The following is a 22,692-nucleotide window of genomic DNA, read 5'->3' as shown; positions in this document are numbered from 1 at the left end:
CGTGCGGGTATCGTTAACGTCGCCGCAGCCCAAGGCTTATTCGATCCATGCAGAACGCGCTGTTTGTCGGAGTCTCCAGTCAGGTCGCCCTGCAGCGTGAGCTCGACGTGATCGCCAACAACATGGCGAACGTCTCCACCACGGGATTCAAAGGCCGTACTTCGCGGTTCCAGGAATATCTGATGCCGGTGGCGAGCGCCGACTCGTTCCAGCGGACCGACCGGCGCGTCTCCTACGTCGTCGACCAGGGCACGGCCCTCGACCTCGCCCAGGGACCGATCGAGCAGACGGGCAACCCGCTCCACGTGGCGGTGCGCGGGGAGGCTTTTCTCGTGGTCCGCACGCCGAACGGCGACCGCTACACCCGCAACGGCGCCTTCGAGACCGACCCCCAGGGCAATCTCGTCACCAGCGACGGCTACGCCGTGCAGGGCGAGGGCGGCCCGATCCAGATCAACGCCCAGGAGACCGGCCTCTCGATCGGGCCGGACGGCACGGTCTCCACCAATCTCGGCATCCGCGGTCGCGTGCGGATGGTGACCTTCGCCAACCCGCAGGCCCTCACCAACGAAGGCACCAATCTCTACGGGTCGGCGGCGGCCCCGGTGGCCGCCGGCCTGAACGGCCGCCTCGAATCGGGTGCCCTCGAACGCTCGAACGTCAAGCCGGTCATCGAGATGACCCGGCTGATGGACGTGAACCGCACCTACACCATGGTCTCGGGCGTCATCTCGCGCCTGGACGAATTGCGTGGCACGGCGATCCGCCGCCTCGCCGACGTCGCCTAAGGAACCCAGGCCATGCGCGCCCTCTACGCAGCCGCCACGGGCATGGCGGCCCAGGAACTCAACGTCCAGGTCATCTCGAACAACATCGCGAACCTGCGCACCACCGGCTACAAGCGCCAGACCGCCCATTTCCAGGACCTGCTCTACCAGAACCTGCGCCGGGCCGGCTCGTCCACCTCGGACCAGAACACGCAGCTTCCCGCCGGCCTCGCCATCGGCTCGGGCGTGAAGACGACCTCCACCGCCCGGACGATGTCGCAGGGCACGCTCACCTCGACGGAGAAGGAATACGACGTCGCCATCCGCGGCGAGGGCCTGTTCCGGGTGACCATGCCCGACGGCCGCACCGCCTACAGCCGCGACGGCTCGTTCGACCTCTCGGCCCAGGGCCAGCTCGTCACCCGCGACGGCTATCTCGTGGACCCGGGCATCACGGTGCCCAACAATGCCACCGCCGTCACCATCAGCGCGCAGGGCTCGATCCAGGCGACGGTGCCGGGGCAGACCGCGCCGCAGAATCTCGGCCAGTTCCAGCTCGCCCGCTTCGTCAACAAGGTCGGCCTCGAATCCATCGGCGACAACCTGTTCATCGAGACCGCCGCCTCCGGCCCCGCCATCAACGGCCTGCCGGGCTCGGAGGGCTTCGGCAACCTGCAGCAGAGCTACCTCGAAGAAGCGAACGTCAACGCCGTCACCGAGATCTCGTCGCTGATCGCCGCGCAGCGTGCCTACGAGATGAATTCGAAGGTCGTCACGGCGGCCGACCAGATGCTCTCCACGACTTCGCAGATGTTCCGCGCCTGACGGTTCGTCCGTCCTGGCGTCCCCACTTCGCCTCTTCGTTTCAGCCCGCCTCCGAAAGCGTCGCGCCATGTACGCCCTGAGACAGATCCCCACCGCCCGGCCGCGCCGCGTCGGCACGCTCACGCCCGGTATCGTCGTGCGCGCGTTCTTCGCCCTCGCGGCCCTCGGCTTCATGACCGTCCAGGTTCTCGCCGAGGAGGGTGGCCAGCGGCTGCGCCTGCGCGGCGACGTCACCGCGCGCGGGGACATCCTGACCCTCGGCGATCTGGTGGAAGGCGCGCCGGCGGATCTGGCGCGGCGCCCGCTGTTCCGCGCCCCGGCGCTCGGTGCGTCGGGGACCATCCAGGCCCGCCGCATCGCCGATGCGGTAGCCCCCCTCGGCCTCGGCGAGATCGAGACCGGAGGCCGGAACCAGGTCTCGGTGCAGCGCGCCGCCCGGCGTGTCGGCCCCACCGAGATCGAGGCCGCGATCAAGCGCGTGCTCGAGACGGCCTACGGCCTCGACCCGCGCAACCTTGCCCTCCGCCTCGATGGCGAGAACACCGTCCTCCTGGCGCCGCTGGATCTCGATGGCCAGGCGGCGGCCCTCGACGTCACCTACGATCCGCGCCTGAAGCGGGTCGCCGCCCTCATCACCCTGGGCGAGCGCCAGGCATCCCTGCGCGTGGCCGGGCAGGTGCAGGAAATCCGCGAGGTCCAGATCGTCTCCCGCACGCTCAACCGCGGCGACACGGTGAGCGCCGGCGACGTCACCGTCGAGCGCCGCCCCCGCGAGGCGACCCCCCCGGATGCCCAGGCCGGGTCCGTGGTCTCCATCGGTCAGGTCGCCCAGCGCAGCCTGAGCGCCGGCTCCATTCTCCGGTCCGGCGACATCGCCCCGGCGGATCTGGTCCAGCGCGGCGAGGCCGTGACCATCGTGTTCGACGCGCCCGGCCTCAACCTCTCCCTGCGTGGACAAGCCAACGAGAACGGACGGCTGGGCGCGGCGATCACCGTCACCAATCCCGTCTCCAAGAAGACCCTCGCCGCCACCGTGATCGGCCCCGGCCGCGTCTCGGTCAGCTCCACCGCCAGCATCGGCCGCCAGGCCAGTGCGGCGTTCGACGCCGGCCGCTGACACCGCCCCGATCATCTGACCGAGAGAAGCTGGCTCCCATGACCGACCGCTCCCTACCCCTCGTCAAGACGCCGCTCGCCCTCGCCGCTATCCTGCTCGCCTGCTCGGCCCTGGGCGCGTGCAACACGGTGGACAGGCTGTCGCAGGTGGGCGCCACGCCGGCGCTCTCCTCCATCGAGGATCCGACCTCGCAGCCGGGCTACCGCCCGGTGCGCCTGCCGATGCCGGACGTGCAGCCCGTCTCCTACGCACCCAATTCCCTGTGGCGGACGGGATCGCGCGCCTTCTTCAAGGACCAGCGCGCCGCCCGGATCGGCGACCTCGTGACGATCAAGGTCAACGTCACCGACAGGGCCAACCTGAACAACGAGACGAAGCGCTCCCGCTCCAACGCCGAAGGACTTGGGCTCCCCAACGCTTTCGGCCTGGAGAGCAGCGCCGCCATCGCCGCCGCCGGGATCAGCCCGGACAAGCTCATCGCCGGGACGTCGACCTCGTCCAGCGACGGTTCCGGCTCGGTCCAGCGCAACGAGACGGTGACGACCAACATCGCCGCCATCGTCAATCAGGTCCTTCCCAACGGGAACCTGGTGGTGGAGGGCAAACAGGAGATCCGCATCAACTTCGAGGTGCGCGAGCTCATCGTCGCCGGCGTGGTGCGGCCGGAGGACATCGAATCCGACAACACGATCGATTCCTCAAAGATCGCCCAGGCCCGCATCGCCTATGGCGGTCGCGGCCAGATCACCGACGTGCAGCAGCCCCGCTACGGCCAGCAGCTCGTCGACATCCTGCTGCCGTTCTGAGGCTGAGCGGTTTTGCCCAAGCGGTCACGGGTTCTGCGTCTCGGAACCTGCACGCCGGGCTTCGGTGTCCAAAGATCTCGCCGACCGCTCGGGTCCCCCCTCCTTCCAGGAGAGGGGGACCGTCGCGCCTCACGTCGAACCCTCTTGGATAGAGGAACAGCCATCGGGCGGATGTGTAAATCCAGTAGACAAGCTGGGACGGACGGTCCCGATCAATGCTCGGTGCCGGGCCGATTGGGGCGCGGGGCCGTGCCGTGGTTGTCGACGAAGGCCGAGCGTTCGGGGTCCTTCTTGAGCTTGGCGACGCGTGCGCGCTGCCACATCGCCACGCCGACGACGAGCGCGAAGGTTGAGAGCGCGAGCACTAAGATGAGAACTTCATTGTCCATTTCACGATCCTTGATAGACGCGGAGTCGTATCAGTAATCGTGACAACAGGGCGAAGGTTCCGGACCGGCAAAAGCCGGTTAAGGCCAAGCTTTTATTGAACGCTCAGCGAGACAATCAGGATCGAAAACTTCAAGGCCGCCCATAGAAGCCTGCCGCCGAAACCTGCCACGACGACCGGTGTCGCGGCAGGTCCGTTCGACGAGCCACCCCAGCGACGCTACTCGTCGCGATAGACGCGTTCGCGTCGCTCGTGGCGCTCCTGCGCCTCCAGCGACAAGGTCGCGATGGGCCGGGCGTCGAGGCGCTTCAGCGAGATCGGCTCGCCGGTCTCCTCGCAATATCCGTAGCTTCTGTCCTCGATGCGGGCCAATGCCGCGTCGATCTTGCCGGTGAGCTTGCGCTGGCGGTCGCGGGCCCGCAATTCGATCGCCCGGTCGGTCTCCGACGAGGCGCGGTCGGCCAGATCGGGATGATTCTCGTTCTCGGTCTGAAGTGCCACGAGCGTATCCTGCGCTTCACGCAGGATGTCGGCCTTCCATCCCACCAGCTTGCGGCGGAAATACTCACGCTGCCGTTCGTTCATGAACGGCTCGTCCTCGGACGGCACGTAACCGTCGTCGATCTTGACTGTCGCCATCCTCGCCCCTTCGCAAGTCCGTCACAGCCGGTACGCGGCGATGTTTCGCGTGCCTATACTTGAGGGCGCCCGACACTACAACGCACCCGATGGTCCTAGCCCCTCTGGATGTGATGTTGCGCGGCCCCTGCGACAAACACGCAACGGGTGCATCCGCCATGCGACGCCCCCGTCCCGAGGGCGAAAGCCAGGCCGGATGGCGGTGCCAGGGACCGTTCGATGGCGGTCGAAACGGCGTCGGATGGCGGTGGTTCGCCCCCTCGCGAATGCCTCGGAGGGAGGAGACAGGCCGGTTTGCGGCCGGTCCGGCGTCACCTATAGGGTCGGTTCACGCAAGTCCGTGTAACCGACCGCCTGATCCCGCCCGCCATACGCAACCGAGGCCCTGAGAGTGCCGGAAAGCCGATCCTTGCCGAAGCCCAGAGCCGGACATTCGGAGATCTTCGTCGGGGCAAGCGAGATGGCGGCCCTGATGCGGGCCAAGGACTGGTCGCAGACCCCGCTCGGGCCGCCGGAAGGGTGGCCCGAGGCGCTGAAGGTCGCCTTGCGCATCCTCCTGACCTCGCGGTTCGAGATGTGGCTCGGCTGGGGGCCGGACATCGCGTTCTTCTACAACGACGCCTACCGTCCGACGCTCGGCCTCAAACACCCGGAATCCCTCGCGAAACCCACCAAAATCCTCTGGGCCGAGATCTGGGACGACATCGAGGCGCGCATCCGAAGCGTCTACGAGGATGGCGAAGCGACCTGGGATCGCGGGCTGCTGCTGCTCCTGGAGCGCAACGGCTATCCCGAGGAAACGTATCACACTTTTTCCTACAGTCCGGTCTTCGCCGACGACGGAACGGTGGGCGGCCTGTTCTGTGCGGTCAGCGAAGAGACGGACCGTGTCATCAGCGAGCGGCGGCTCGGAATCCTGCGTCTTCTCGGCGAGAGTCTCGCGCGGGCGGAGAGCCGCTCCGATGTCCTGCGGGCGGTGGAGGCCAGCCTCGGCGAGGCCCGCCGCGATCTGCCCTTCAGCGCCATCCATCTCTCCGACGGGGGCAGCCTCGCCCGTCTCGCCGCCGCCACCGGAATGTCGGCGGACCATGCCGCCCAACCGGAGGTCGTCGATCCCGCCGGCCCCGTCGCGGGCTTGCTCGGCGGCACCGGACGCGAGACGATCGTCGATCTCGATCCGGCGCAGAACTGGCCGACAGGCGACTGGTCGAGGCCGCCGGCGAAGGCGGTGAGCCTGCCCCTGGTCGGACAGGGTGGAAGCGCGCCGCTGGGCATCGTGACGGTGGGGCTGAACCCGCACCGACCCATCGATGACGATTACCTGAGCTTTCTCAAGCTCTTAGCCGGACAGATCTCGTCGAGTCTCGCCAGCGTCTCGGCCTATGAGGCCGAGCGCGAGCGCAACGCCGTCCTGGCCGAAGCCGTCCGCATGCGTCAAGAGGCGGCCGAAGCCCTGAGGCAGGCCAACGAGGCTCTTCTCTCGGAAGTCCGGCAGAGGACGGCGGAGCGCGACCGATTGCGCACGCTGTTCCAGGACGCGCCCGGTTTCATGTGCGTCCTGAACGGGCCCTCGCACGTGTTCGAGTACACCAACGAGGCCTATCTCCAGCTCGTCGGCCACCGCGACATCATCGGGATCAGCGTCCGCGAGGCGTTGCCGGAGGTGGAGGGGCAGGGCTTCTTCGAGCTTCTCGACGAGGTCTACGCGACGGGGCGGCCCTTCATCGGCCGGAACATGCCGGTGACGATCCAGTCCGGACGCGACGGCGGCCTCGAACAGCGCATCCTCAACCTCGTCTACCAGCCGATCACGGAGGCTGACGGCACCGTCACCGGCATCTTCGCCGAGGGGCACGACGTCACCGACCGAGCCCTCGCCGAAGACGCCCTGAGGCGCCTGAACGAGACGCTGGAACAGCAGGTCCAGGCCCGAACCCAGGAAGTCCAGGAGCGGACCCAGGAACGCGACAGGGCCTGGCGTCTGTCGCAGGATCTGCTGATGGTCACGGAAGCGGACAGCCGGATCGCGGCGGTCAACACCGCCTGGACGACCCTTCTCGGCTGGACATCCGACGATCTCGCCGGCCGATCCTTCGCGGATCTCGCCTATCCCGACGACCGCGACGCCGTCTGTTCCACCTTCTCGGCCATCGTTGCCGAACCGCTCACCGAACCCTTCGAGTTCCGGCTGCGCCACGCCGACGGCAGCTACCGCTGGTTCGCCTGGACGGGCGCGTTCGAGGATGGGCGGATCTATGCCAGCGGCCGCAACACCACGGCCGAGCGCGAGCAGGCGGTCGCCCTCGAACTCGCCGAAGACGCCTTGCGTCAGGCCCAGAAGATGGAGGCCGTCGGACAGCTCACCGGCGGTATCGCTCATGATTTCAACAACTTGCTCACCGGTATCGTCGGCTCCCTCGACCTGATGCAGACCCGCCTGTCGCAAGGCCGGATGGAGAACATCGAGCGCTACGCCAAGGCGGCGATGTCCTCCGCCAACCGGGCCGCGGCGCTGACCCACCGGCTCCTCGCCTTCGCCAGGCGCCAGCCGCTCGATCCGAAGCTGGTCGATGGCAACGCCCTGATCGCATCCCTCGAAGACCTCCTGCGCCGGACGATCGGCGAGACGATCTCCCTCGACATCGTCATGGGGGAGGGGCTGTGGCTGACCCTGTGCGATCCGCACCAGCTCGAGAACGCGATCCTCAACCTCGCCATCAATGCCCGCGATGCCATGCCGGATGGCGGCCGCCTCCGCATCGAAACCGCCAACACCGAACTCGACCGCGCCTATGCCCGGCTGCATCCGGGGGTGGAGCCGGGCGCGTATGTCAGCATAGTCGTGTCGGATACGGGCACCGGCATGCCGGCCGAGGTCATCGCCCGGGCCTTCGACCCGTTCTTCACCACGAAGCCCCTGGGGCAGGGGACCGGCCTCGGCCTGTCGATGATCTACGGCTTCGCCCGGCAATCGGACGGCCATGCCAAGATCGACTCGCACGTCGGTCACGGCACGGCGGTGAAGCTCTACCTGCCCCGCTCCGTCGAAACGGTGACGGAGTCGGGCCCGGCGGACACCCTCGCGGGGGTCGCCCGCATCGGCGCGGGTGAGACCGTCCTCGTTGTCGAGGACGAGGGGGTGGTACGCGACCTCATCGTCGACGTGCTGGAAGACCTCGGCTACCGCACGATCTCGGCATCGGACGGTCTGTCCGGCCTCAAGATCCTGCTCACGCAGGAGCGCGTCGACCTGCTCGTGACCGATGTCGGCCTTCCCGGCCTCAACGGCCGCCAGCTCGCTGATCAGGCCCGCGAAACCCGGCCCGGTCTGAAGGTCCTGTTCATCACCGGCTATGCCGAGAACGCCATTTTCGGCAACGGTCAGCTCGATCCGGGCATGCAGATGATCACCAAGCCGTTTCCGGTGGAGATCCTGGCTGGACGCATCCGCGAGATGATGGAAACCTGAAGCGGAGGAAGGCCCTCGCTTCCGACGGCAAGCCCCGTCAGGTGGCTTGAGCGGCCGACAGCTTGGCGAGTTCCACCGCTGCGCGAAGCTCGATATCGGCGATGAGCCCGTCTAGGCGCGGATCGCCGCTGGACTCGGCACGCTCCGAGAGGCGGCTTGCAATGGCTTGGAGTTCCCGCGTCGAAACCCTTCCCATCACCAGGGAGGCCTTCAGCCGATCGAGGCCGTCGAGAAGGTCGTGGCCACGCTTGGCGAAGCGCCGGCGGCGCTCGCCGGGCTGCTCTCCCTGGCCCTGCAGGGTCAGGATCGCGTCGAGCCCCGCCAGCGATGTGGTCGGTGCGGTGGTGGCCGAAGAGGTGGTCGCGGCCGCATCAGCGCCAAGCAGGAAGGAAGGGGTCGCACCCGTCCTGCGCAAGGCGGGCGAGGGTGCGGCCGAGGCGTGGGAGACGAGGCGGTTATCGACGCGCATGAGCCGTCTCCGAAAATCAGGGCGTCGCTTCGCCCATCGGCACGACGATCGTTCCGCTCAGCAGAATCCGCCCCCGATGGTTAATCATCCGTAAACGACCGGGCAGAAGCTGCCGGGTCGGCAGGGAAAGCAGTCGGCGCCATAAGCGAGGGCAACGGCCGGTTCAAGATAATTCGTTGTATTTCAGATACTTATTGGATTGAACCGGTTGGCATGGTCCTGGCAGACTAACCGGCATGTCCAACCATCACGACATGCCCCGCCGACCAGCAAAGCGCATCATGCCAATCGCGATCGCCCGGCCCCATCGATACGTCTCTCTCGTTCGCTGCGTCGCCGCGATGCTGGCGCTGGTCAGCGCCTTGAGCGGCCAAGCCCTCGCCCTGTCGCGGGTCAAGGATCTCGCGAGTATCGAGGGCGTGCGCCAGAACCAGCTCGTGGGCTACGGCATCGTCGTCGGCCTCAACGGCACCGGCGACACTCTGAACAACATCCCCTTCACCCGCCAGTCCCTCCAGGCGATGCTCGAGCGTCTTGGGGTCAACACCCGGGGTGCCACCATGCGCACCCAGAACCTGGCAGCTGTGATGGTCACCGCCAGCCTGCCGCCCTTCGCGACGCAGGGAAACCGCATCGACATCACGGTCTCGTCCCTGGGCGACGCCAAGTCCCTGCAGGGCGGCACCCTGCTGGTGACGCCGCTCCTCGGCGCCGATGGCGAGGTCTACGCCCTGGCGCAGGGATCGGTCGCCATTGCGGGCTTCTCGGCCGAGGGCGATGCCGCCAAGATCACGCGCGGGGTGCCCACCAACGGGCGCGTGCCCAACGGGGCGATGATCGAGCGGGAGACGGCGTTCAAGATGAACGACATGCGCTCCCTGCGCCTGTCCCTGCGCAACCCGGACTTCACCACCTCGAAGCGGATCGCCGCCGCGATCAACGACTTCATGGGCGCCGACACCGCCGAGCCCACCGACCCGGCCACCGTCACCCTGCAGATCCCGGCCAAGTACAACGGCAACATGATCCGCATGGTCACCGAGATCGAGCAGCTGAAGATCGAGCCCGACCAGACGGCGCGGGTCGTCGTCGACGAGCGCTCGGGCATCATCGTCATGGGCCGCGACGTGCGCGTATCCACCGTCGCCATCGCTCAGGGGAATCTCACCGTCACCATCACCGAGCAGCCGCAGGTGAGCCAGCCGGCGCCGCTCTCCAACGGCACGACCACGGTGGTCCCGCGCACCGGCGTCAAGGTGGATACCGGCGAGGGCAACAAGCTCGCCATGGTCAAGGAAGGCGTCACCCTGCGTGAGCTGGTGGATGGCCTCAACGCACTAGGGGTCGGCCCCCGTGACCTGATCTCGATCCTGCAGGCCATCAAGGCCGCCGGCGCACTCCAGGCCGATATCGAGGTGATGTGATGCACCTCCTCTCCTTCCTCCTCCCACCCACGAGGCGATGACCATGTTGTTCGCACCCCTCGCCGCCAAGGCCGCCATCGGGGTCGGCCGGGCTATCGTCGGCGACATCGCCAAATCGGTCGGCAACGGCCTCAAGGAAGAGGCGGCAAAGGCGGGCTCAACGTCTGCCACCAACAGACTGGCAGCGACGGTCTCGGCCACGGCCAAGACACCTGCGGAGATCAAGGCCCGCAAAGCGTCCAACGAGTTCGAGACGATGTTCCTAGAGCAGACGCTGGAGCGGCTTACCGCCTCGGAGGGCACCGATGGCCCTCTCGGCGACAACGGCACCGGCGGGGCGGTTTACCGGTCGATGCTGACCAAGGAGTATGCGGGCCAAATGGCAAAGAGCGGCGGGATCGGCATCGCCGATCAGGTCTACCGCGAGATGATCAAGATGCAGGAGGCTGGAAATGCAAGCCGCAATTGAGACGAGATCCCTGCGCATCGCGGACAAGGTCGGGGCAGATGCGCTGATCGCCCATATCATGCAGACGATGCAGGCGCTGGAGGACATCCTCTCGGAGGAGGGGAGCCACGTTCGAGTCGGGCGTCTGCGCCAGGGCCTCTCGCAGACCGAGCGGAAGACTGCTCTGGGAGCGTCCTACATGCAGAGCCTGGAGGTAGCCAAAGCAAATGCCATTGCATTGGCCCGGTTCGCTCCAGAATCCATTGAGGAGCTTAAATCCGCTCACCGGCGATTCGCCCAGGTGGTGGAAACCAGTCAGATCGTGCTGGCGACGGCACGCACGGTCTCCGAGAGCTTAGTCAAGTCCCTGGCCGAAGACATGAGTCGCTCAAGAACGGCTACCGTGTATGGACGCCCGTCTCAGCCGCCGTCACCTTATGGCAGGGGCCCGGCGGGCCGGAGCCAACCTCTGGTGCTATCGCGCAACCTATGAAAGTGGTTCAACGCTGACCCGCGTTGATCCGGACATAGGTCCGAACCGGGCCATAATTTGTCTTCGTGCGGGTATCGACAGCCAGGCGGCCGCTAGCGATCGGTCGGATGGCGGGGCCATCTTCGCGAGAACGGAGATTGAGCCCCGTCGCCGCCCGTCCGCCGACCCGGATACAGGTTTCCGAGCCGGGAATGCGGATGAAGCCCGAACCGTGCCTGGGGCAAGGCTTCGCCGCCTGCTGCGGCACCGACCGCAACGGCTCTAGCGCCATGGCGCGTGATATCAGGTTCGTGATCACGCAGAAAGTCAGGCTGCGGATCAATATCGCCCTCACCATGCGTATCGCCCCCCGTCGCTGCATCGGAACAGTCCTCGATACGCTGCCCGCTGCCAACGATCGATACGGGTTCCCTTCCGACTTATGGTAACCTTTCAGTAAACAAACGTCCTTAACCATTGATGAGGCATTCAAACGGAAAGCATGGGTAATGGCGGATAAGGTCATCGGGACGGCGGAATCCGATCGGTCGCCGGAAGCGCTTTTGAAGCAAGCCGTCAGCGGCGCCAAAGCGAAGTCTACGCCGGTGCTGGCGGAGCGCAGGCGCCTGGCCTTGATCACTCCGCTTCTTGCTGGCGTGACAGCAGCAGCTCTCATGATCGGCCTTGCCGTAGGCGCGGGTACGATGAGCCTTGTTTCGCCCAAAGCCGATTCATCCATAGAGAGACTGACGCAGATCCAATCTCGTCTAGAATTGCGCCAAACGGATGTTGCCCATCTCCAGGCCGACATCGAGAAGCTTGGGAAAGTCCTCGCGCAGGTACAGGATGCCACCGAGTCAGTCCGAAGCGAGGCGAAGAACCGTTCCGCTACCCTTAACGAGCGGATCGGCAAGGCCGAACAAGCCATCGTTTCGACAGTCACGAGACTTGCCGACCGGCAGGATCAGACCGAGCGAGACCAGACGGCGAAGATCGCGGCTCTGACGTCGCAATGGGAGAAGCGGATTGTGGCAGCCGTTCCGGCCACGCCGGTGCCGGCACCACAAGCTGCGAAGGCCCATCAACCTGAGCCTACGGAAACCGGGTCCCTTCCTGACAAAGCGAAGGCTCCCACGCCGGCGGTGATCGAAAGTTGGGCTGTTAGAGAGGTCTATAACGGTGTTGCCGTTATCGAAGACCGCCGTCATCGGCTTGTCGAGGTCGTCCCGGGAGACTCGATCCCAGGCATCGGCAAGGTCGATTCCATTGAGAGGCGCGGGCGGAATTGGGCCGTTTTGACCAAGCAGGGGGTGATCACCAACCAGGCTTGGTAGCTCGGCTAAGGATATCTAAAACTCGCCCACTCAGGACATTTGCACTTCGATCTCAGGGTCACGCAAAGAATGCGGATATCGCGCTTCGATCGTGATCGGATCTGCCATAGCGCACCCGCGCGCGGCGCGATTGCGACCATGAGTCAACGCACGGTCCTGTGCTTCCTGAGTGGGAAACAGGATGGCCGCGAGTAGAACTTGGCCTTCGAATTCGGAATCGAGATTCTTTGCTTCGAACACTGGCATTGCGGTCACCGGACCTTGAGCCGTGCGAACTTCGCATGGGTCGTTATGTGCGTATAAACAGATAATGTGGATTGCGGCAACAAGTTCCCGACCGCCACGATTATTTACGCTTAATTTGCTTTTGCATCGCCGCGAAGTTTTCGCAGTGCGGCAGCGCACTTGATTGCAGGTTTGCGAAGTTTCGAGCGAAGCCTCCGCCATGCGAAGAGACATTCCCGGCGATCACACCCAGTTTATCGACGGTTAGATCTCGCTTTCTGTAACATTCTGAATTCATGAGACCGTAATCTGCAACACAACTTATATATACGGTCTACGAATAACCATCAATCTAGCGCATCGCGGTATTAGTTTGTGAAACAATACGCATTTATTATTCAAAAAATTTCTACCTAACCCTAAATAAATCTGTCGGTGTCCAGTTTGGATAGAGACATAGTATCATTTAGTTCGAATTTTCAGTATTTTTACGAAACTTGACCGTGTCGTATCAAGGTCCGCGATGGACGGCAGATCGGCCGCCATCGCAGGACTTACCACCCAAGGATCAACGGGACGGACCGTCGCACTCTTAGACAGAACAGGGCAAGCGGCACGAAAAAGGGCGCTCGCGCGCCCCTCATCGCTCTCTGACATTGAGCTTTGGTCGTTTCAGGCGACGGCAGTTGCCTTTACCGCCACACCTTTTTCGGTGAGGAACTGCTGTAACTCTCCCGACTGGAACATCTCGCGGGTGATATCGCAACCGCCCAAGAACTCGCCCTTCACGTAGATCTGCGGAATGGTCGGCCAGCTCGAGAAAGCCTTGATACCGTCGCGGATCGCCATGTCGTCGAGAACGTTAACGCCCTTGAACGGCACTTCGAGGTAATTGAGGATCTGGACGACCTGCCCGGAGAAGCCACACATGGGGAATTGCGGCGTACCCTTCATGAACACGACGACGTCCTGGGAATCGATCTCGGTCTTGATGGCAGTGTTCACGTCGGTCATGCAAAGTTCCTTTCCAGGAGTGATGCGGAGCACTAACGCTTGAGGTTAGTGTTTTTCCGGCGATTTCAAGATCGTCGATTCAACGATTCTCAAAAGCGCGGCGTCCATGGCGAATGGGGTAACCAGAAGTTCGTCCACGCATAACGGGCATTGGGACGGCAAGGTCGGGATCAACGTATCGCCGTATGAGGTCAGTCCCAGCCTGGCTAGTTCCTGGGCCGTGCCCCAGACTTTGGACCAGTTGATAGGCTGCCGCATGGAAGGTTCGTAACGCCCGAAGGCCGCGATCTCGAACACCCCGATCTCCCTGCGCCAATTCTCGACGGGGAGGGTGCATGGGGCTGATAATCGTTTCAGGAGATACGCCAGGGTTTGAGTGAGGAGGCTTTCGACCGCCTGGACCGGCAAATGATCCACGCTCTCGATCTGCTCAGCGACAATCTCCCAGTCTAGCATATTGGACAAATCGGGACGCGGCGCGAGCGCCCGCAAAGCGACCGCTTGCTGCTCAATCCAACTCACGGTGTCGTCGTCGTAAAGGCTCGGCTGATCCATGGGGACGCCCCGTTGATCACCGTCAATCTTGCGGGACGCCGGTGGTGAGCGCAAGGGCGTGGAGCACTCCCCCCATCCGCCCCTGGAGTGCATTGTAGACAAGCTGGTGCTGGGCCACGCGCGTCTTCCCCCTGAAGGCGGAGGAGACGACGGTAGCGGCATAATGGTCGCCGTCGCCCGCCAGATCCTTGATCTCGATCGTGGCGTCGGGCAGCGCCTCACGGATCATGGCCTCGATCTCGCGCGCATCCATCGGCATCAAACGTATCCCTCTTGAATGAAACTCAGACCGCGGCAGGCCGGGCGGCCATGTAGGCCGGCAGCCAGCCTTCATGTGCTTCGCGCAAATCCGCCACAGATATGGTTTCGCCACCCGGCAGGGTCAAATCGCGTGACCCGGTGAGGCCGATGACGGCGGCCGGGATTCCCTGCGCGTTAGCACTGTAGAGGAGATCCGCCGCGTTCTCCGGATCGACGCTGAGCAGGTAGCGGGCCTGGTCCTCTCCGAAGAGGTATGCATGCACTGGAAGACCCGCGGGCGCCTCGGGCAAGGTCGCACCGACGTCGCCGGCCATGGCCATCTCCGCCAAGGTCACGGCGAGGCCGCCATCGGAAAGGTCGTGCACGGTATCAACGAGGCCCGAGACGATGAGGCTGCGCACGAAATCGCCATTGCGGCGCTCAGCCGCGAGATCGACTGGCGGCGGCGCACCGTCCTCGCGTCCGGAGACCACCGAAAGATAGACCGACTGACCGAGCCAGCCTTCCGTGGCGCCGACGAGCACGAGCATATCGCCTTCGCGTTTCAGCGAGATGGTGGCGTGTTTCGCGACGTCGTCGAGAAGACCGACGCCGCCAATGGTCGGGGTCGGCAGAATGCCAACGCCGTTGGTTTCGTTGTACAGCGAGACATTGCCGGACACGACAGGGAAATCGAGGGCGAGGCAGGCCTCGCCGATGCCTTTGAGGCAGCCCACAAGTTGACCCATCACTTCGGGCTTCTCCGGGTTGCCGAAATTCAGGTTGTCGGTGATGGCGAGGGGCTTCGCGCCCACCGCCGTGATGTTGCGCCAGGCTTCTGCCACGGCCTGCCGACCGCCCTGGACCGGATCGGCCTCGCAATAGCGCGGCGTTACGTCGGCGGTCAGGGCGAGACCCTTGGTTCCGCCCTCGATCCGCACGATGGCAGCGTCGCCACCGGGCTTCTGCACGGTGTTGCCGCCGATGAAGTGGTCGTACTGCTCGTAGACCCATCGCTTCGACGACAGGTCGGGGGACCCGACCAGTTTCTTCAGTGCCTCGGCATTTCCGACCGGCGCGGGCACATCGGCGGCAGCGATAACCGGCTGGTACGTGTTGGCGATGTGAGGCCGGTCGTAGAGCGGGGCCTCGTCGCCGAGTTCCTTGATCGGCAGGTCGGCCATGGTGACGCCGTCATGCTTCACGACGAAGCGCAGCGTGTCGGTGGTGTGCCCGATAATCGCAAAATCGAGGCCCCACTTTACGAAGATGGCCTCGGCCTCAGCCTCCATGCCGGGCTTGAGCACCATGAGCATGCGCTCCTGGCTCTCCGAGAGCATCATCTCGTAGGCGCTCATGTTCTCCTCGCGCGCCGGCACCTTCTCGATGTGGAGCTCTACGCCAAGGTCGCCCTTGGCCCCCATCTCGACGGCAGAGCAGGTCAGCCCCGCCGCACCCATGTCCTGAATTGCGATGACGGCACCGGTCGCCATCAATTCGAGGCAAGCCTCCAGCAGCAACTTCTCGGCGAAGGGGTCGCCGACTTGAACCGTGGGGCGCTTCGATTCGGACGCGTCGTCGAACTCGGCCGAGGCCATACTGGCGCCGTGGATGCCGTCGCGGCCGGTCTTCGAGCCGAGATAGACGATCGGGTTCCCGACGCCGGTGGCCGCGGCATAGAAGATACCGTCGGTGCGGGCGAGCCCCACCGCCATGGCATTGACGAGGATGTTGCCGTCGTAGCGCGGATGGAAACCGACGGCGCCGCCGACCGTGGGCACGCCGAACGAATTACCGTAGCCGCCGATGCCGGCCACCACGCCGGAGACGAGGTGGCGCGTGCGGGGATGGTCGGGCGAGCCAAAACGCAGGGCGTTCAGCGCCGCGATAGGCCGTGCCCCCATGGTGAACACATCGCGAAGGATGCCGCCGACGCCAGTCGCGGCGCCCTGATAGGGCTCGATGAAGCTGGGGTGGTTGTGGCTCTCCATCTTGAAGACGCAGGCGAGTCCGTCGCCGATATCGATGATGCCGGCATTCTCGCCGGGACCCTGGATCACCCACGGCGCCGAGGTCGGCAAACCGCGCAGGTGCTTGCGTGACGACTTGTAGGAGCAGTGCTCATTCCACATGGCCGAGACGATGCCGAGTTCGGTCAGGGTCGGATCGCGCCCGATCAGGCCGCGAAAACGCTCGTACTCGTCCGGCGTCAGGCCATGCTGGCGAACCAGCTCCGGTGTGATCGGAACATCGTTACGGAACATGCGACCCCTCTCGACCGCTCAGGTATCTGTCGCACCCCTCCCGATCTCAGGATGGGTTTGCGAGGTTCACCAAGTCCGGTCGGCTCTAGAGGGTAAGCGCCCGTGCTGGCAACTCATCAAAGCGGCGTCCGGCCATTCGCCCTGGCGGAAATGCGCCGTCAGACGGCCTTCTTAGAGGCGGACTCGCCGGCAAGACGCAGTCGATCGATGGCCCTGTGGATAGGCTCGGGGCCAGCAACGAAGGCGACGTAATCGAACGCCTGCGGGTTCAGGCTCGACATCAACAACTGGAAATGCATGCGGAACAGGTTCCACTTGCGCCGAGCGATGATGTTTTTCTCGATCAGGTCGGTGATGCGGACATGGATCTCCACCGGCCGGTGACTAGGCGGGGAGGGCAGGCCGGAGGCGCTGAGGACGTCGCGCTGGTGGACCGAGAGCCAGTCCCACTTCGCGCGCACGTCGAGCCAACGGATGGCGCAGCATGCGGCCACCCGCGCGAGGGCCGCACGCATCTCGCCAGCCGGCGCATCGAGGGTGATCCACGGGATCACGCTGCCGATACTGACGAAAGAAACCGGCGTGCCGTGCTGCCCGAAGCCGGGATCCTGCGTCAGGACCCTATCGAGGGCCTCGATGCCGAGAAAACTCGATGAGGAATGTCCGATGACGACGATCTCGCTCGCCTTGCCCTCAGCGGCGCGGATCTCGTCGGCGAAGGCATCGAGCCGCCGGTGCATGCGCGTATCGGCACCGCTGGCATGATCGTGGGTGAAAGCGGTGTCGTCCACGAGGTGGGCGACGTAGAACGGTTTCCCCCGGGTCAATGCCATCAGGCCGGCGAGAAGGGCGTAGGCGAGGATTGGGATCGCCACGAGCGACCAGGGTCGCCAGCCTGACGATCCGAGCAGGGCCGGCAACCCCGCAAGGATCAGCGAAGCGATGACGAGGCCGGCATAAATCAGGTGGACACCGATGATGACGCGGGCGAAGCGCTTGGCTTCCCGGCGAAAGCTGCGAACATAGCCGCTGCGGTAGAGGCGCCACCATAAGGCAGGGACTTCCACGAGGCGCCGCCAACTCGATCGCGGAAAGCGGGCACGGACAATGTCGTCCCAGCGCAGGAGGGTGTAGCGCGTGGGGGCCCCGTCCACGCTTACGTTCCAGTCGAGGCGCAACCCATCCTCGGACCGCACTGGATCGCTCACGGCTATGGCCATGCCGCGCCTCACCGCCGTCAGCCGGCTCTCGCGCCGGAACAGGCCCCAATAGGTTTCGGGCTCACGCGGATCGAAACCCGGCATGTAGAAAATCTGACGCGGAAGGAGGTCTGTGGCCGATGATTCCGAAGAGATGGGACGTTTATCCGTGTAGCAGGAGCAAAAGGAGGGCGGCGCCCGTGAACGAAGCGCTCGAACCGGTCCCTACACGATCATGTCGACCTCGTACGAGTGCGAATCCGCATCAGGCGTCGCTCCCGGCCCCTTGGGATAGGTGCTCGGCGATGGCGGTGACGAACCGCTCGCCGTAGGCATCGCGCTTGCGCTCACCGACTCCGTGGACCGTCCGCAGGGCATAGAGATCCACAGGCTTGGCCCGCGCCATCTCGATCAGGGTCCGGTCTGGAAATACCATGAAGGCGGCAATGCCCTCGTTACGGGCGATGGTGGCACGGAGGCCACGCAGGTGCTGGAACAGCGCCTCCGTGGCCGCGTCGAGATCGAGGGTTGCGTCCTCGCGAGGCGGGCTGCCGCGCTTGCGGTCTCGCGGTTCGGTGAGTTTCGGCTCAGGGTCGGGGCGCATCTGGATCGCCTCGCGGCCGAACAGGATGGCCTCGCCCTTCTCGGTCAGAGAGAGGCCGCCGAACCCGTCGTCGTTCTCGGCCACCGCCCCCGCGGCGAAGAGTTGGCGCAGCATGGCGCGCCAGGCCGGCAGGGGCTTGTCGGCACCGACGCCGAAGGTCTTCAACGCCGTGTGGCCGTTGCGCCGGATCGTATCGGTTTCCTTGCCGTGGACCACGTCGCAGACATAGGCGGCACCGAAGCGCTGACCGGTGCGGACGATAGCCGAAAGCAGCTTCTGCGCCGGCACGGTGGCATCGACGAGGGAGATTCCAGAGCGGCACAGGTCGCAGCGGCCACAGGGCTCGCTCGCCTCGCCGAAATAGCCGAGCAGGGATTGACGCCGGCAGGTGGCGCCCTCGCAGAGAGCGATCATCGCCTCTAGCTTGCGCCGCTCGACGCGACGGCGCTCGTCGGGCACGTCCTTCTCGTCGATTTGGCGCCGGCGCAGGGACATGTCGTCGAGGCCGTAGATGGTGAGCGTGTCGGCGGGCAGGCCGTCGCGGCCGGCGCGGCCGATCTCCTGGTAATAGCCCTCGACATTGGAGGGCATGTCGGCATGGCAGACGAAGCGCACGTCCGGCTTGTTGATGCCCATGCCGAAGGCCACGGTGGCGGTCATCACTACCCCGTCTTCCTGCAGGAACGTGTCCTGGTTCTTCATCCGCGTGCCCTGATCGAGGCCGGCATGGTAGGGCAGGGCGTTGAAGCCGTCCTTGGCCAGCGTCTCGGCGAGCTGCTCCGTGCGCTTCCTCGACGAGCAGTAGATGATTCCGCTCTCCGAGCGGCGATGCTTCAGGAAGCGCTCGATCTGGCGGGTGGGGTTGTCCTTCGGCGCAAAGGTGAGACGGATATTCGGCCTATCAAAGGAATGGACGAAGGCCTTGAGTTCGCGCCCAGCGGGGAACAGCCGCTCGGTGATGTCGGCTCGCGTCGCCTTATCGGCAGTGGCAGTGAGCGCCAGGGTCTGGACGTTGCCCAGCGCTTCGCGGGCGCGCGACAGATCGCGGTACTCGGGCCTGAAATCGTGGCCCCATTGTGAGACGCAATGCGCCTCGTCCACGGCTAACCGCCGCACGCCAGCCCCGCGCAGGGCCTCCATCAACCCCTCCATCATCAGCCGTTCCGGCGAGACGAAAAGCAGGCGCAGGTCGCCCGAGCGGATCTTGCGCCAAGTCTCGCGGGAGGTTGCCTCCGCCACCGAGGAATTGAGCGTCGCGGCCTCGACGCCGAAGCCGATCATCTGCTGCACTTGGTCGTGCATCAGTGCGATCAGCGGCGACACCACCACCGTGAGTGAAGATTCGACGAGGGCCGGCAGCTGGTAGGTCATCGACTTGCCCGAGCCCGTTGGCATCACCGCGAAGACGTCGGTCCCGTCGAAGACGGCACCGATCACCTCGTCCTGGCCGGGGCGGAAATCGTCGTAGCCGAAGGTTTTCTTGAGGGCCCGTCGAGCTTCGTCGAGGCGGTCGGTCATGAAGGGCCCGTCATCGCGGTCAGGGGAGGGCGACAGGGAGGTGTCGCGCCGGCCATCCTTGGCACGGCGCCCCCGCCGTCGCGGCAGCCGGTTGCCAGGGTGGTGGCTTTGACGGCCCTGAGCCGCGAGGTCAATCGGCGGGATTGCCGCCTCGTCTCAATGGCGGGCGTGTCAGCGCGACGCGATCGCGACGGCGGCACCGGCCATGACCGTGCCGGCCCCACGGTTGAGCACCCGTCGCGCCATGGCGGAGGTCATCACGCGCCGGGCTCTCTCTGCCGCGAGGACGTAGCCGGAGAGGATAGTACCGAGGACGAGAACGATGATCGCGCCGAGTTCCGTCAGCCCCAAAGCATCGACCCGGTTGAGATCGACCACCGTCGGCAGCAGGGCGAGGAAGAACAAGATCACCTTCGGATTGCCCAGGGTGACAGCAAGGCCGCCCGCGAACAGGCGCAATGCGCCCTCGTCGCGGAGAGGAATCGCGTCGATTGCCTTGACCCGAGATGTCCAGGCTCGGAACGCCAGGAAGGCAAGATACAGGGCGCCGGCATACTTCAGGGCTACGAAGAGCGGCGCGAGGGTCTGCGCCATGAGTGCAAACCCAGCCGCCGCGACGGCAAACCACACGAGGTCGCCGACAATGAAGCCCGCGACGAAAGCACCAATGCCGCGCGTACCTTCGGCGAGGACACGCGCCACCAAGGCCGCAATGCCGGGTCCGGGTGAGGCCACGGCGGCCGCGTAGATGGCGGCAAAGACAACTAAATCTGAGACGGAGATGACGCATGCTCCTGTCGACAGCTGCAACACGGGGCGAACCAAGACATCTTTTCTTAAGTCACCCGAAAGGAGATGTCTGCTCAAGTTATCCAAGCGGCGGCAGGACTTTATCGCGTGCCTACAAAAGACTGGCGAGTTGTCCCATGATGGTCCTCCCCTTCCTCGGTTTCGCGGGCGCCACGGGGGCGGCGATCTCCGGGAGACGCGGTCTGGCCTTGCTCCTCTGGGGCCTGTCCCTGGCCGTGCTGCTGGCCTTGTTCCGCGAGCATGCCACCGACGCCCTACATCTCGTCTTCTGAGAGCCATGGAATGTCCGCACTCTCCCTCGCCCGTGCGCTGAACGCAGCCGGCTTGCTAGGCTGCAGCCTGATTCTGCTCGTGGCGTTCTGGTTTCAGATCGTCCTCGGCGAATTGCCTTGCCCGCTCTGCGTGCTTCAGCGCGCCGCTTTCACGGCGGTCGGCCTGGGGCTCGTCCTTAACATCTGCGATCGGCCGAGGCCGTCGCATTATGCCATCGTCATCCTAAGTGCCGCGGTGGGGGGCGCGATCTCGGCCCGTCAGACGGCACTGCACATTGTCCCCGGGACAGGCACCTACGGCGCGGACCTGTTCGGCCTCCATTTCTACGTCTGGGCGCTGATCGCCTTCAGCGGCATCGTCGTCGCCACCGCCATCCTGTGCCTGTGGGATGGGCAGTTCTCGCCCGAAACCGCCATGCCGCGCCCGGAGACTATCTCGATCTTCGGACAGCCCACCGGAACGGCGCCAGCGGTTCTTGCCGGCACCCGGGCCGGAGCACTCGGCCTCTCCGTCGTCCTATTGTTTCTCGTCGTCGCGCTCGCAAATGCCGGCTCGACCTTCGCCGAATGCGGCTTCGGTCTGTGCCCGGACACTCCGGTGAGATACGAGATGTTCGATCGGCTCATCGCACGTTGAGTCAGGCGGGCACGATACGTCCGTCCGAGACCGAAACCATGTCGGCGCGGCCGTCCAATTCAGCGAACAGAGCCGGATCGGCGCCCGTCATCCAGACCTGCCCCTGCAAGGCGCCCAGGGCGTCGAACAGACCTGCCCTCCGTCGCGGGTCGAGATGTGCGGCGACCTCGTCGAGCAGGATGACGGGAGCGATGCCGCACATGGCCTGAACCAAGCGCGCATGGGCCAGGACGAGGCCGATCAGCAGCGCCTTCTGCTCACCTGTCGAGGCCGTGGCGGCGGCCACGTCCTTCGGTCCATGGCGGACCACGAGATCGGTGGCTTGTGGGCCGATGAGGGTGCGGCCTGCGGCGCGGTCGCGGTGCCGGCCCTGACGCAAAGCGGCGCGAAACCGGTCCTCTGCCTCCAGGGCCGGCCACACGGCCACGAGATCGTCGAGGTCACCTTCCAGTCTCAACACCGCCCATGGAAAGGGCTGCGCGTCGTCGCGGGTCTCGGCGATCAGACGGTCCAGCCGTTCGGCGGTCTCCCGCCGCGCCAACGCCACCGCGACGCCGAGTTCGGCGACTTCGCGCTCGATGGCATCGAGCCACTGCCCATCGCTGGGGCGCTCCTCCAGAAGGCGGTTGCGCGAGCGCAGAGCGCGCTCCAGGGCGTTGACCCGCGCACCGTGCGTCGCATCGACGGCGAGGACGAGGCGGTCGAGGAAGCGACGGCGGTCGCCGGCGGGCCCGCGAAACAATCCGTCGAGGTCCGGTGTCAGCCAGACCACCCGGAGGAACTCGGAGAAGGCCACGGGGGAGCCGACCGTCTCGCCATCGATCCGGCACAGCCGCGCTGCCCGACCGTCGCCAACGGCCGGTTCGTAGCCCGTGCCGATGCGATGGTCCTCCTCACCCTGTCTCAGCGCGAGGGAGACCGCGAAACCACCGGGCCCGGGATTCCGTGCCATGCTCGACAGGTCCGCCCGCCGCAGGCCGCGGCCGGGGGAAAAGAGCGAGATGGATTCGAGCAGGTTGGTCTTACCCGCCCCATTCTCTCCAATCAGCGCAACGAAGCGGCTCCCGACGGCGAGGTCGAGATCGGCATGATTACGGAAGTCACGGCAGATGACGCGGGTGAGGCGCAGCCCGACGACAGACGATCCGTCGACGGATGAATTCACGATGCCCGATCTTTCCTGAGACGTCGGCGTG

The 22,692-nt window shown here is 65.3% G+C and carries 25 protein-coding genes; 12 read left to right on the top strand and 13 right to left on the bottom strand.

The genetic code is table 11. The features are described from left to right. Window positions 1-47 precede the first annotated feature (47 nt). From flgF to flgH, 4 genes are all read left to right on the top strand, one after another. Window positions 48-788, top strand: coding sequence for a flagellar basal-body rod protein FlgF (gene flgF, locus K368_RS0122755; protein ID WP_027174367.1), 741 nt, complete (start codon window positions 48-50; stop codon window positions 786-788). Between the two features lie 12 nt (window positions 789-800). Continuing rightward, a complete protein-coding gene (gene flgG / locus K368_RS0122750) occupies window positions 801-1,592 on the top strand; it encodes a flagellar basal-body rod protein FlgG (RefSeq protein WP_027174366.1) in 792 nt (263 codons plus the stop codon). Window positions 1,593-1,659: 67 nt separating this feature from the next. Next, complete coding sequence (gene flgA, locus K368_RS0122745) at window positions 1,660-2,709, top strand: flagellar basal body P-ring formation chaperone FlgA (protein ID WP_027174365.1); 1,050 nt, start codon at window positions 1,660-1,662, stop codon at window positions 2,707-2,709. 38 nt (window positions 2,710-2,747) lie between these two features. Beyond that, the gene (gene flgH, locus K368_RS0122740) at window positions 2,748-3,515 is read left to right on the top strand and encodes a flagellar basal body L-ring protein FlgH (protein ID WP_027174364.1); all 768 of its coding nucleotides are present in this window, start codon (window positions 2,748-2,750) and stop codon (window positions 3,513-3,515) included. A gap of 212 nt (window positions 3,516-3,727) precedes the next feature. On the opposite strand, the gene K368_RS27175 is transcribed toward flgH, so the two are convergent. Beyond that, window positions 3,728-3,904, bottom strand: coding sequence for a hypothetical protein (locus K368_RS27175; RefSeq protein WP_197031052.1), 177 nt, complete (start codon window positions 3,902-3,904; stop codon window positions 3,728-3,730). A gap of 218 nt (window positions 3,905-4,122) precedes the next feature. After that, window positions 4,123-4,542, bottom strand: a complete 420-nt coding sequence (gene dksA / locus K368_RS0122730; RefSeq protein WP_018042608.1) for an RNA polymerase-binding protein DksA — start codon at window positions 4,540-4,542, stop codon at window positions 4,123-4,125. A gap of 460 nt (window positions 4,543-5,002) precedes the next feature. On the opposite strand from dksA, the gene K368_RS0122725 reads away from it, so the two are divergent. Next, window positions 5,003-8,011: a PAS domain-containing protein gene (locus K368_RS0122725; protein ID WP_051440145.1), complete on the top strand. Its 3,009-nt coding sequence runs from the start codon at window positions 5,003-5,005 to the stop codon at window positions 8,009-8,011. Window positions 8,012-8,048: 37 nt separating this feature from the next. Here the strand turns inward: K368_RS0122725 and K368_RS0122720 are convergent, their stop codons facing one another. Next, window positions 8,049-8,480, bottom strand: a complete 432-nt coding sequence (locus K368_RS0122720; RefSeq protein WP_027174362.1) for a flagellar assembly protein FliX — start codon at window positions 8,478-8,480, stop codon at window positions 8,049-8,051. Window positions 8,481-8,761: 281 nt separating this feature from the next. Between K368_RS0122720 and K368_RS0122715 the strand changes: the two genes are divergently transcribed. Genes K368_RS0122715 through K368_RS0122705 form a run of 3 tightly spaced genes read left to right on the top strand, consistent with a single transcriptional unit; the run spans window position 8,762 to window position 10,845 of the window. After that, window positions 8,762-9,904, top strand: a complete 1,143-nt coding sequence (locus tag K368_RS0122715; RefSeq protein WP_036267271.1) for a flagellar basal body P-ring protein FlgI — start codon at window positions 8,762-8,764, stop codon at window positions 9,902-9,904. A gap of 43 nt (window positions 9,905-9,947) precedes the next feature. Further along, entirely contained in the window at window positions 9,948-10,373 is a 426-nt protein-coding gene (locus K368_RS0122710; RefSeq protein ID WP_027174360.1) for a rod-binding protein, read from the top strand. Continuing rightward, window positions 10,357-10,845 (top strand): hypothetical protein, encoded by a 489-nt coding sequence (locus K368_RS0122705; RefSeq protein WP_027174359.1) that lies wholly within the window; start codon window positions 10,357-10,359, stop codon window positions 10,843-10,845. Before K368_RS0122710 ends, K368_RS0122705 begins: the two co-directional genes overlap by 17 nt. A gap of 7 nt (window positions 10,846-10,852) precedes the next feature. Here K368_RS0122705 and K368_RS26355 read toward each other — a convergent pair whose 3' ends face one another. Next, window positions 10,853-11,116 (bottom strand): porin, encoded by a 264-nt coding sequence (locus K368_RS26355; RefSeq protein ID WP_245259708.1) that lies wholly within the window; start codon window positions 11,114-11,116, stop codon window positions 10,853-10,855. Between K368_RS26355 and K368_RS27515 the strand changes: the two genes are divergently transcribed. Both K368_RS27515 and K368_RS0122695 read left to right on the top strand, forming a co-directional pair. Continuing rightward, window positions 11,043-11,273, top strand: a complete 231-nt coding sequence (locus K368_RS27515; protein ID WP_245259715.1) for a hypothetical protein — start codon at window positions 11,043-11,045, stop codon at window positions 11,271-11,273. The genes K368_RS26355 and K368_RS27515 overlap by 74 nt on opposite strands. A gap of 60 nt (window positions 11,274-11,333) precedes the next feature. After that, window positions 11,334-12,158 (top strand): hypothetical protein, encoded by an 825-nt coding sequence (locus K368_RS0122695; RefSeq protein ID WP_051439970.1) that lies wholly within the window; start codon window positions 11,334-11,336, stop codon window positions 12,156-12,158. A 30-nt stretch (window positions 12,159-12,188) separates the two neighbouring features. Here the strand turns inward: K368_RS0122695 and K368_RS27510 are convergent, their stop codons facing one another. The 8 genes from K368_RS27510 to K368_RS0122660 form a co-directional block, all read right to left on the bottom strand. Next, complete coding sequence (locus K368_RS27510) at window positions 12,189-12,605, bottom strand: hypothetical protein (RefSeq protein WP_245259645.1); 417 nt, start codon at window positions 12,603-12,605, stop codon at window positions 12,189-12,191. A gap of 450 nt (window positions 12,606-13,055) precedes the next feature. After that, complete coding sequence (grxD, locus tag K368_RS0122690) at window positions 13,056-13,397, bottom strand: Grx4 family monothiol glutaredoxin (protein ID WP_027174356.1); 342 nt, start codon at window positions 13,395-13,397, stop codon at window positions 13,056-13,058. A 45-nt stretch (window positions 13,398-13,442) separates the two neighbouring features. Beyond that, on the bottom strand, window positions 13,443-13,952 hold the full coding sequence (locus K368_RS0122685; RefSeq protein ID WP_027174355.1) for a DUF29 family protein: 510 nt from the start codon (window positions 13,950-13,952) through the stop codon (window positions 13,443-13,445). A gap of 22 nt (window positions 13,953-13,974) precedes the next feature. Further along, window positions 13,975-14,211: a BolA family transcriptional regulator gene (locus tag K368_RS0122680; RefSeq protein WP_027174354.1), complete on the bottom strand. Its 237-nt coding sequence runs from the start codon at window positions 14,209-14,211 to the stop codon at window positions 13,975-13,977. Between the two features lie 25 nt (window positions 14,212-14,236). After that, a complete protein-coding gene (purL, locus tag K368_RS0122675; RefSeq protein WP_027174353.1) occupies window positions 14,237-16,456 on the bottom strand; it encodes a phosphoribosylformylglycinamidine synthase subunit PurL in 2,220 nt (739 codons plus the stop codon). 158 nt (window positions 16,457-16,614) lie between these two features. After that, window positions 16,615-17,760, bottom strand: coding sequence for a hypothetical protein (locus K368_RS0122670; RefSeq protein WP_036266610.1), 1,146 nt, complete (start codon window positions 17,758-17,760; stop codon window positions 16,615-16,617). Window positions 17,761-17,920: 160 nt separating this feature from the next. Further along, a complete protein-coding gene (recQ, locus tag K368_RS0122665) occupies window positions 17,921-19,777 on the bottom strand; it encodes a DNA helicase RecQ (protein ID WP_027174351.1) in 1,857 nt (618 codons plus the stop codon). A 171-nt stretch (window positions 19,778-19,948) separates the two neighbouring features. Next, window positions 19,949-20,560, bottom strand: a complete 612-nt coding sequence (locus K368_RS0122660) for a LysE family translocator (RefSeq protein ID WP_027174350.1) — start codon at window positions 20,558-20,560, stop codon at window positions 19,949-19,951. A gap of 143 nt (window positions 20,561-20,703) precedes the next feature. On the opposite strand from K368_RS0122660, the gene K368_RS27170 reads away from it, so the two are divergent. Continuing rightward, window positions 20,704-20,859: a DUF5993 family protein gene (locus tag K368_RS27170; protein WP_027174349.1), complete on the top strand. Its 156-nt coding sequence runs from the start codon at window positions 20,704-20,706 to the stop codon at window positions 20,857-20,859. A gap of 10 nt (window positions 20,860-20,869) precedes the next feature. Then, the gene (locus K368_RS0122650; RefSeq protein ID WP_027174348.1) at window positions 20,870-21,496 is read left to right on the top strand and encodes a disulfide bond formation protein B; all 627 of its coding nucleotides are present in this window, start codon (window positions 20,870-20,872) and stop codon (window positions 21,494-21,496) included. Window position 21,497: 1 nt separating this feature from the next. On the opposite strand, the gene recF is transcribed toward K368_RS0122650, so the two are convergent. After that, the gene (gene recF / locus K368_RS0122645; protein ID WP_027174347.1) at window positions 21,498-22,661 is read right to left on the bottom strand and encodes a DNA replication/repair protein RecF; all 1,164 of its coding nucleotides are present in this window, start codon (window positions 22,659-22,661) and stop codon (window positions 21,498-21,500) included. Window positions 22,662-22,692: the final 31 nt, after the last annotated feature.

Origin of the sequence: Methylobacterium sp. 10 (assembly GCF_000519085.1) — a bacterium.
Lineage (GTDB): Bacteria > Pseudomonadota > Alphaproteobacteria > Rhizobiales > Beijerinckiaceae > Methylobacterium.
Note: the sequence above shows the minus strand (reverse complement) of the source record. Positions and strands in the feature narration are given on the sequence as shown.

Bases quoted from the DNA above. Each gene is read 5' to 3' on its own strand.
- flgH (WP_027174364.1), top strand. From the start codon at position 2,748: ATGACCGACCGCTCCCTACCCCTCGTCAAGACGCCGCTCGCCCTCGCC.
- K368_RS0122710 (WP_027174360.1), top strand. From the start codon at position 9,948: ATGTTGTTCGCACCCCTCGCCGCCAAGGCCGCCATCGGGGTCGGCCGG.
- K368_RS0122695 (WP_051439970.1), top strand. From the start codon at position 11,334: ATGGCGGATAAGGTCATCGGGACGGCGGAATCCGATCGGTCGCCGGAA.
- grxD (WP_027174356.1), bottom strand. From the start codon at position 13,397: ATGACCGACGTGAACACTGCCATCAAGACCGAGATCGATTCCCAGGAC.
- dksA (WP_018042608.1), bottom strand. From the start codon at position 4,542: ATGGCGACAGTCAAGATCGACGACGGTTACGTGCCGTCCGAGGACGAG.
- K368_RS0122720 (WP_027174362.1), bottom strand. From the start codon at position 8,480: ATGCGCGTCGATAACCGCCTCGTCTCCCACGCCTCGGCCGCACCCTCG.
- flgF (WP_027174367.1), top strand. From the start codon at position 48: ATGCAGAACGCGCTGTTTGTCGGAGTCTCCAGTCAGGTCGCCCTGCAG.
- K368_RS26355 (WP_245259708.1), bottom strand. From the start codon at position 11,116: ATGGCGCTAGAGCCGTTGCGGTCGGTGCCGCAGCAGGCGGCGAAGCCT.
- flgG (WP_027174366.1), top strand. From the start codon at position 801: ATGCGCGCCCTCTACGCAGCCGCCACGGGCATGGCGGCCCAGGAACTC.
- K368_RS0122670 (WP_036266610.1), bottom strand. From the start codon at position 17,760: ATGCCGGGTTTCGATCCGCGTGAGCCCGAAACCTATTGGGGCCTGTTC.
- flgA (WP_027174365.1), top strand. From the start codon at position 1,660: ATGTACGCCCTGAGACAGATCCCCACCGCCCGGCCGCGCCGCGTCGGC.
- purL (WP_027174353.1), bottom strand. From the start codon at position 16,456: ATGTTCCGTAACGATGTTCCGATCACACCGGAGCTGGTTCGCCAGCAT.
- K368_RS0122650 (WP_027174348.1), top strand. From the start codon at position 20,870: ATGTCCGCACTCTCCCTCGCCCGTGCGCTGAACGCAGCCGGCTTGCTA.
- K368_RS0122725 (WP_051440145.1), top strand. From the start codon at position 5,003: ATGGCGGCCCTGATGCGGGCCAAGGACTGGTCGCAGACCCCGCTCGGG.
- K368_RS0122715 (WP_036267271.1), top strand. From the start codon at position 8,762: ATGCCAATCGCGATCGCCCGGCCCCATCGATACGTCTCTCTCGTTCGC.
- K368_RS0122680 (WP_027174354.1), bottom strand. From the start codon at position 14,211: ATGCCGATGGATGCGCGCGAGATCGAGGCCATGATCCGTGAGGCGCTG.
- K368_RS27515 (WP_245259715.1), top strand. From the start codon at position 11,043: ATGAAGCCCGAACCGTGCCTGGGGCAAGGCTTCGCCGCCTGCTGCGGC.
- K368_RS27170 (WP_027174349.1), top strand. From the start codon at position 20,704: ATGATGGTCCTCCCCTTCCTCGGTTTCGCGGGCGCCACGGGGGCGGCG.
- K368_RS0122705 (WP_027174359.1), top strand. From the start codon at position 10,357: ATGCAAGCCGCAATTGAGACGAGATCCCTGCGCATCGCGGACAAGGTC.
- K368_RS27175 (WP_197031052.1), bottom strand. From the start codon at position 3,904: ATGGACAATGAAGTTCTCATCTTAGTGCTCGCGCTCTCAACCTTCGCG.
- K368_RS27510 (WP_245259645.1), bottom strand. From the start codon at position 12,605: ATGGCGGAGGCTTCGCTCGAAACTTCGCAAACCTGCAATCAAGTGCGC.
- recQ (WP_027174351.1), bottom strand. From the start codon at position 19,777: ATGACCGACCGCCTCGACGAAGCTCGACGGGCCCTCAAGAAAACCTTC.
- K368_RS0122685 (WP_027174355.1), bottom strand. From the start codon at position 13,952: ATGGATCAGCCGAGCCTTTACGACGACGACACCGTGAGTTGGATTGAG.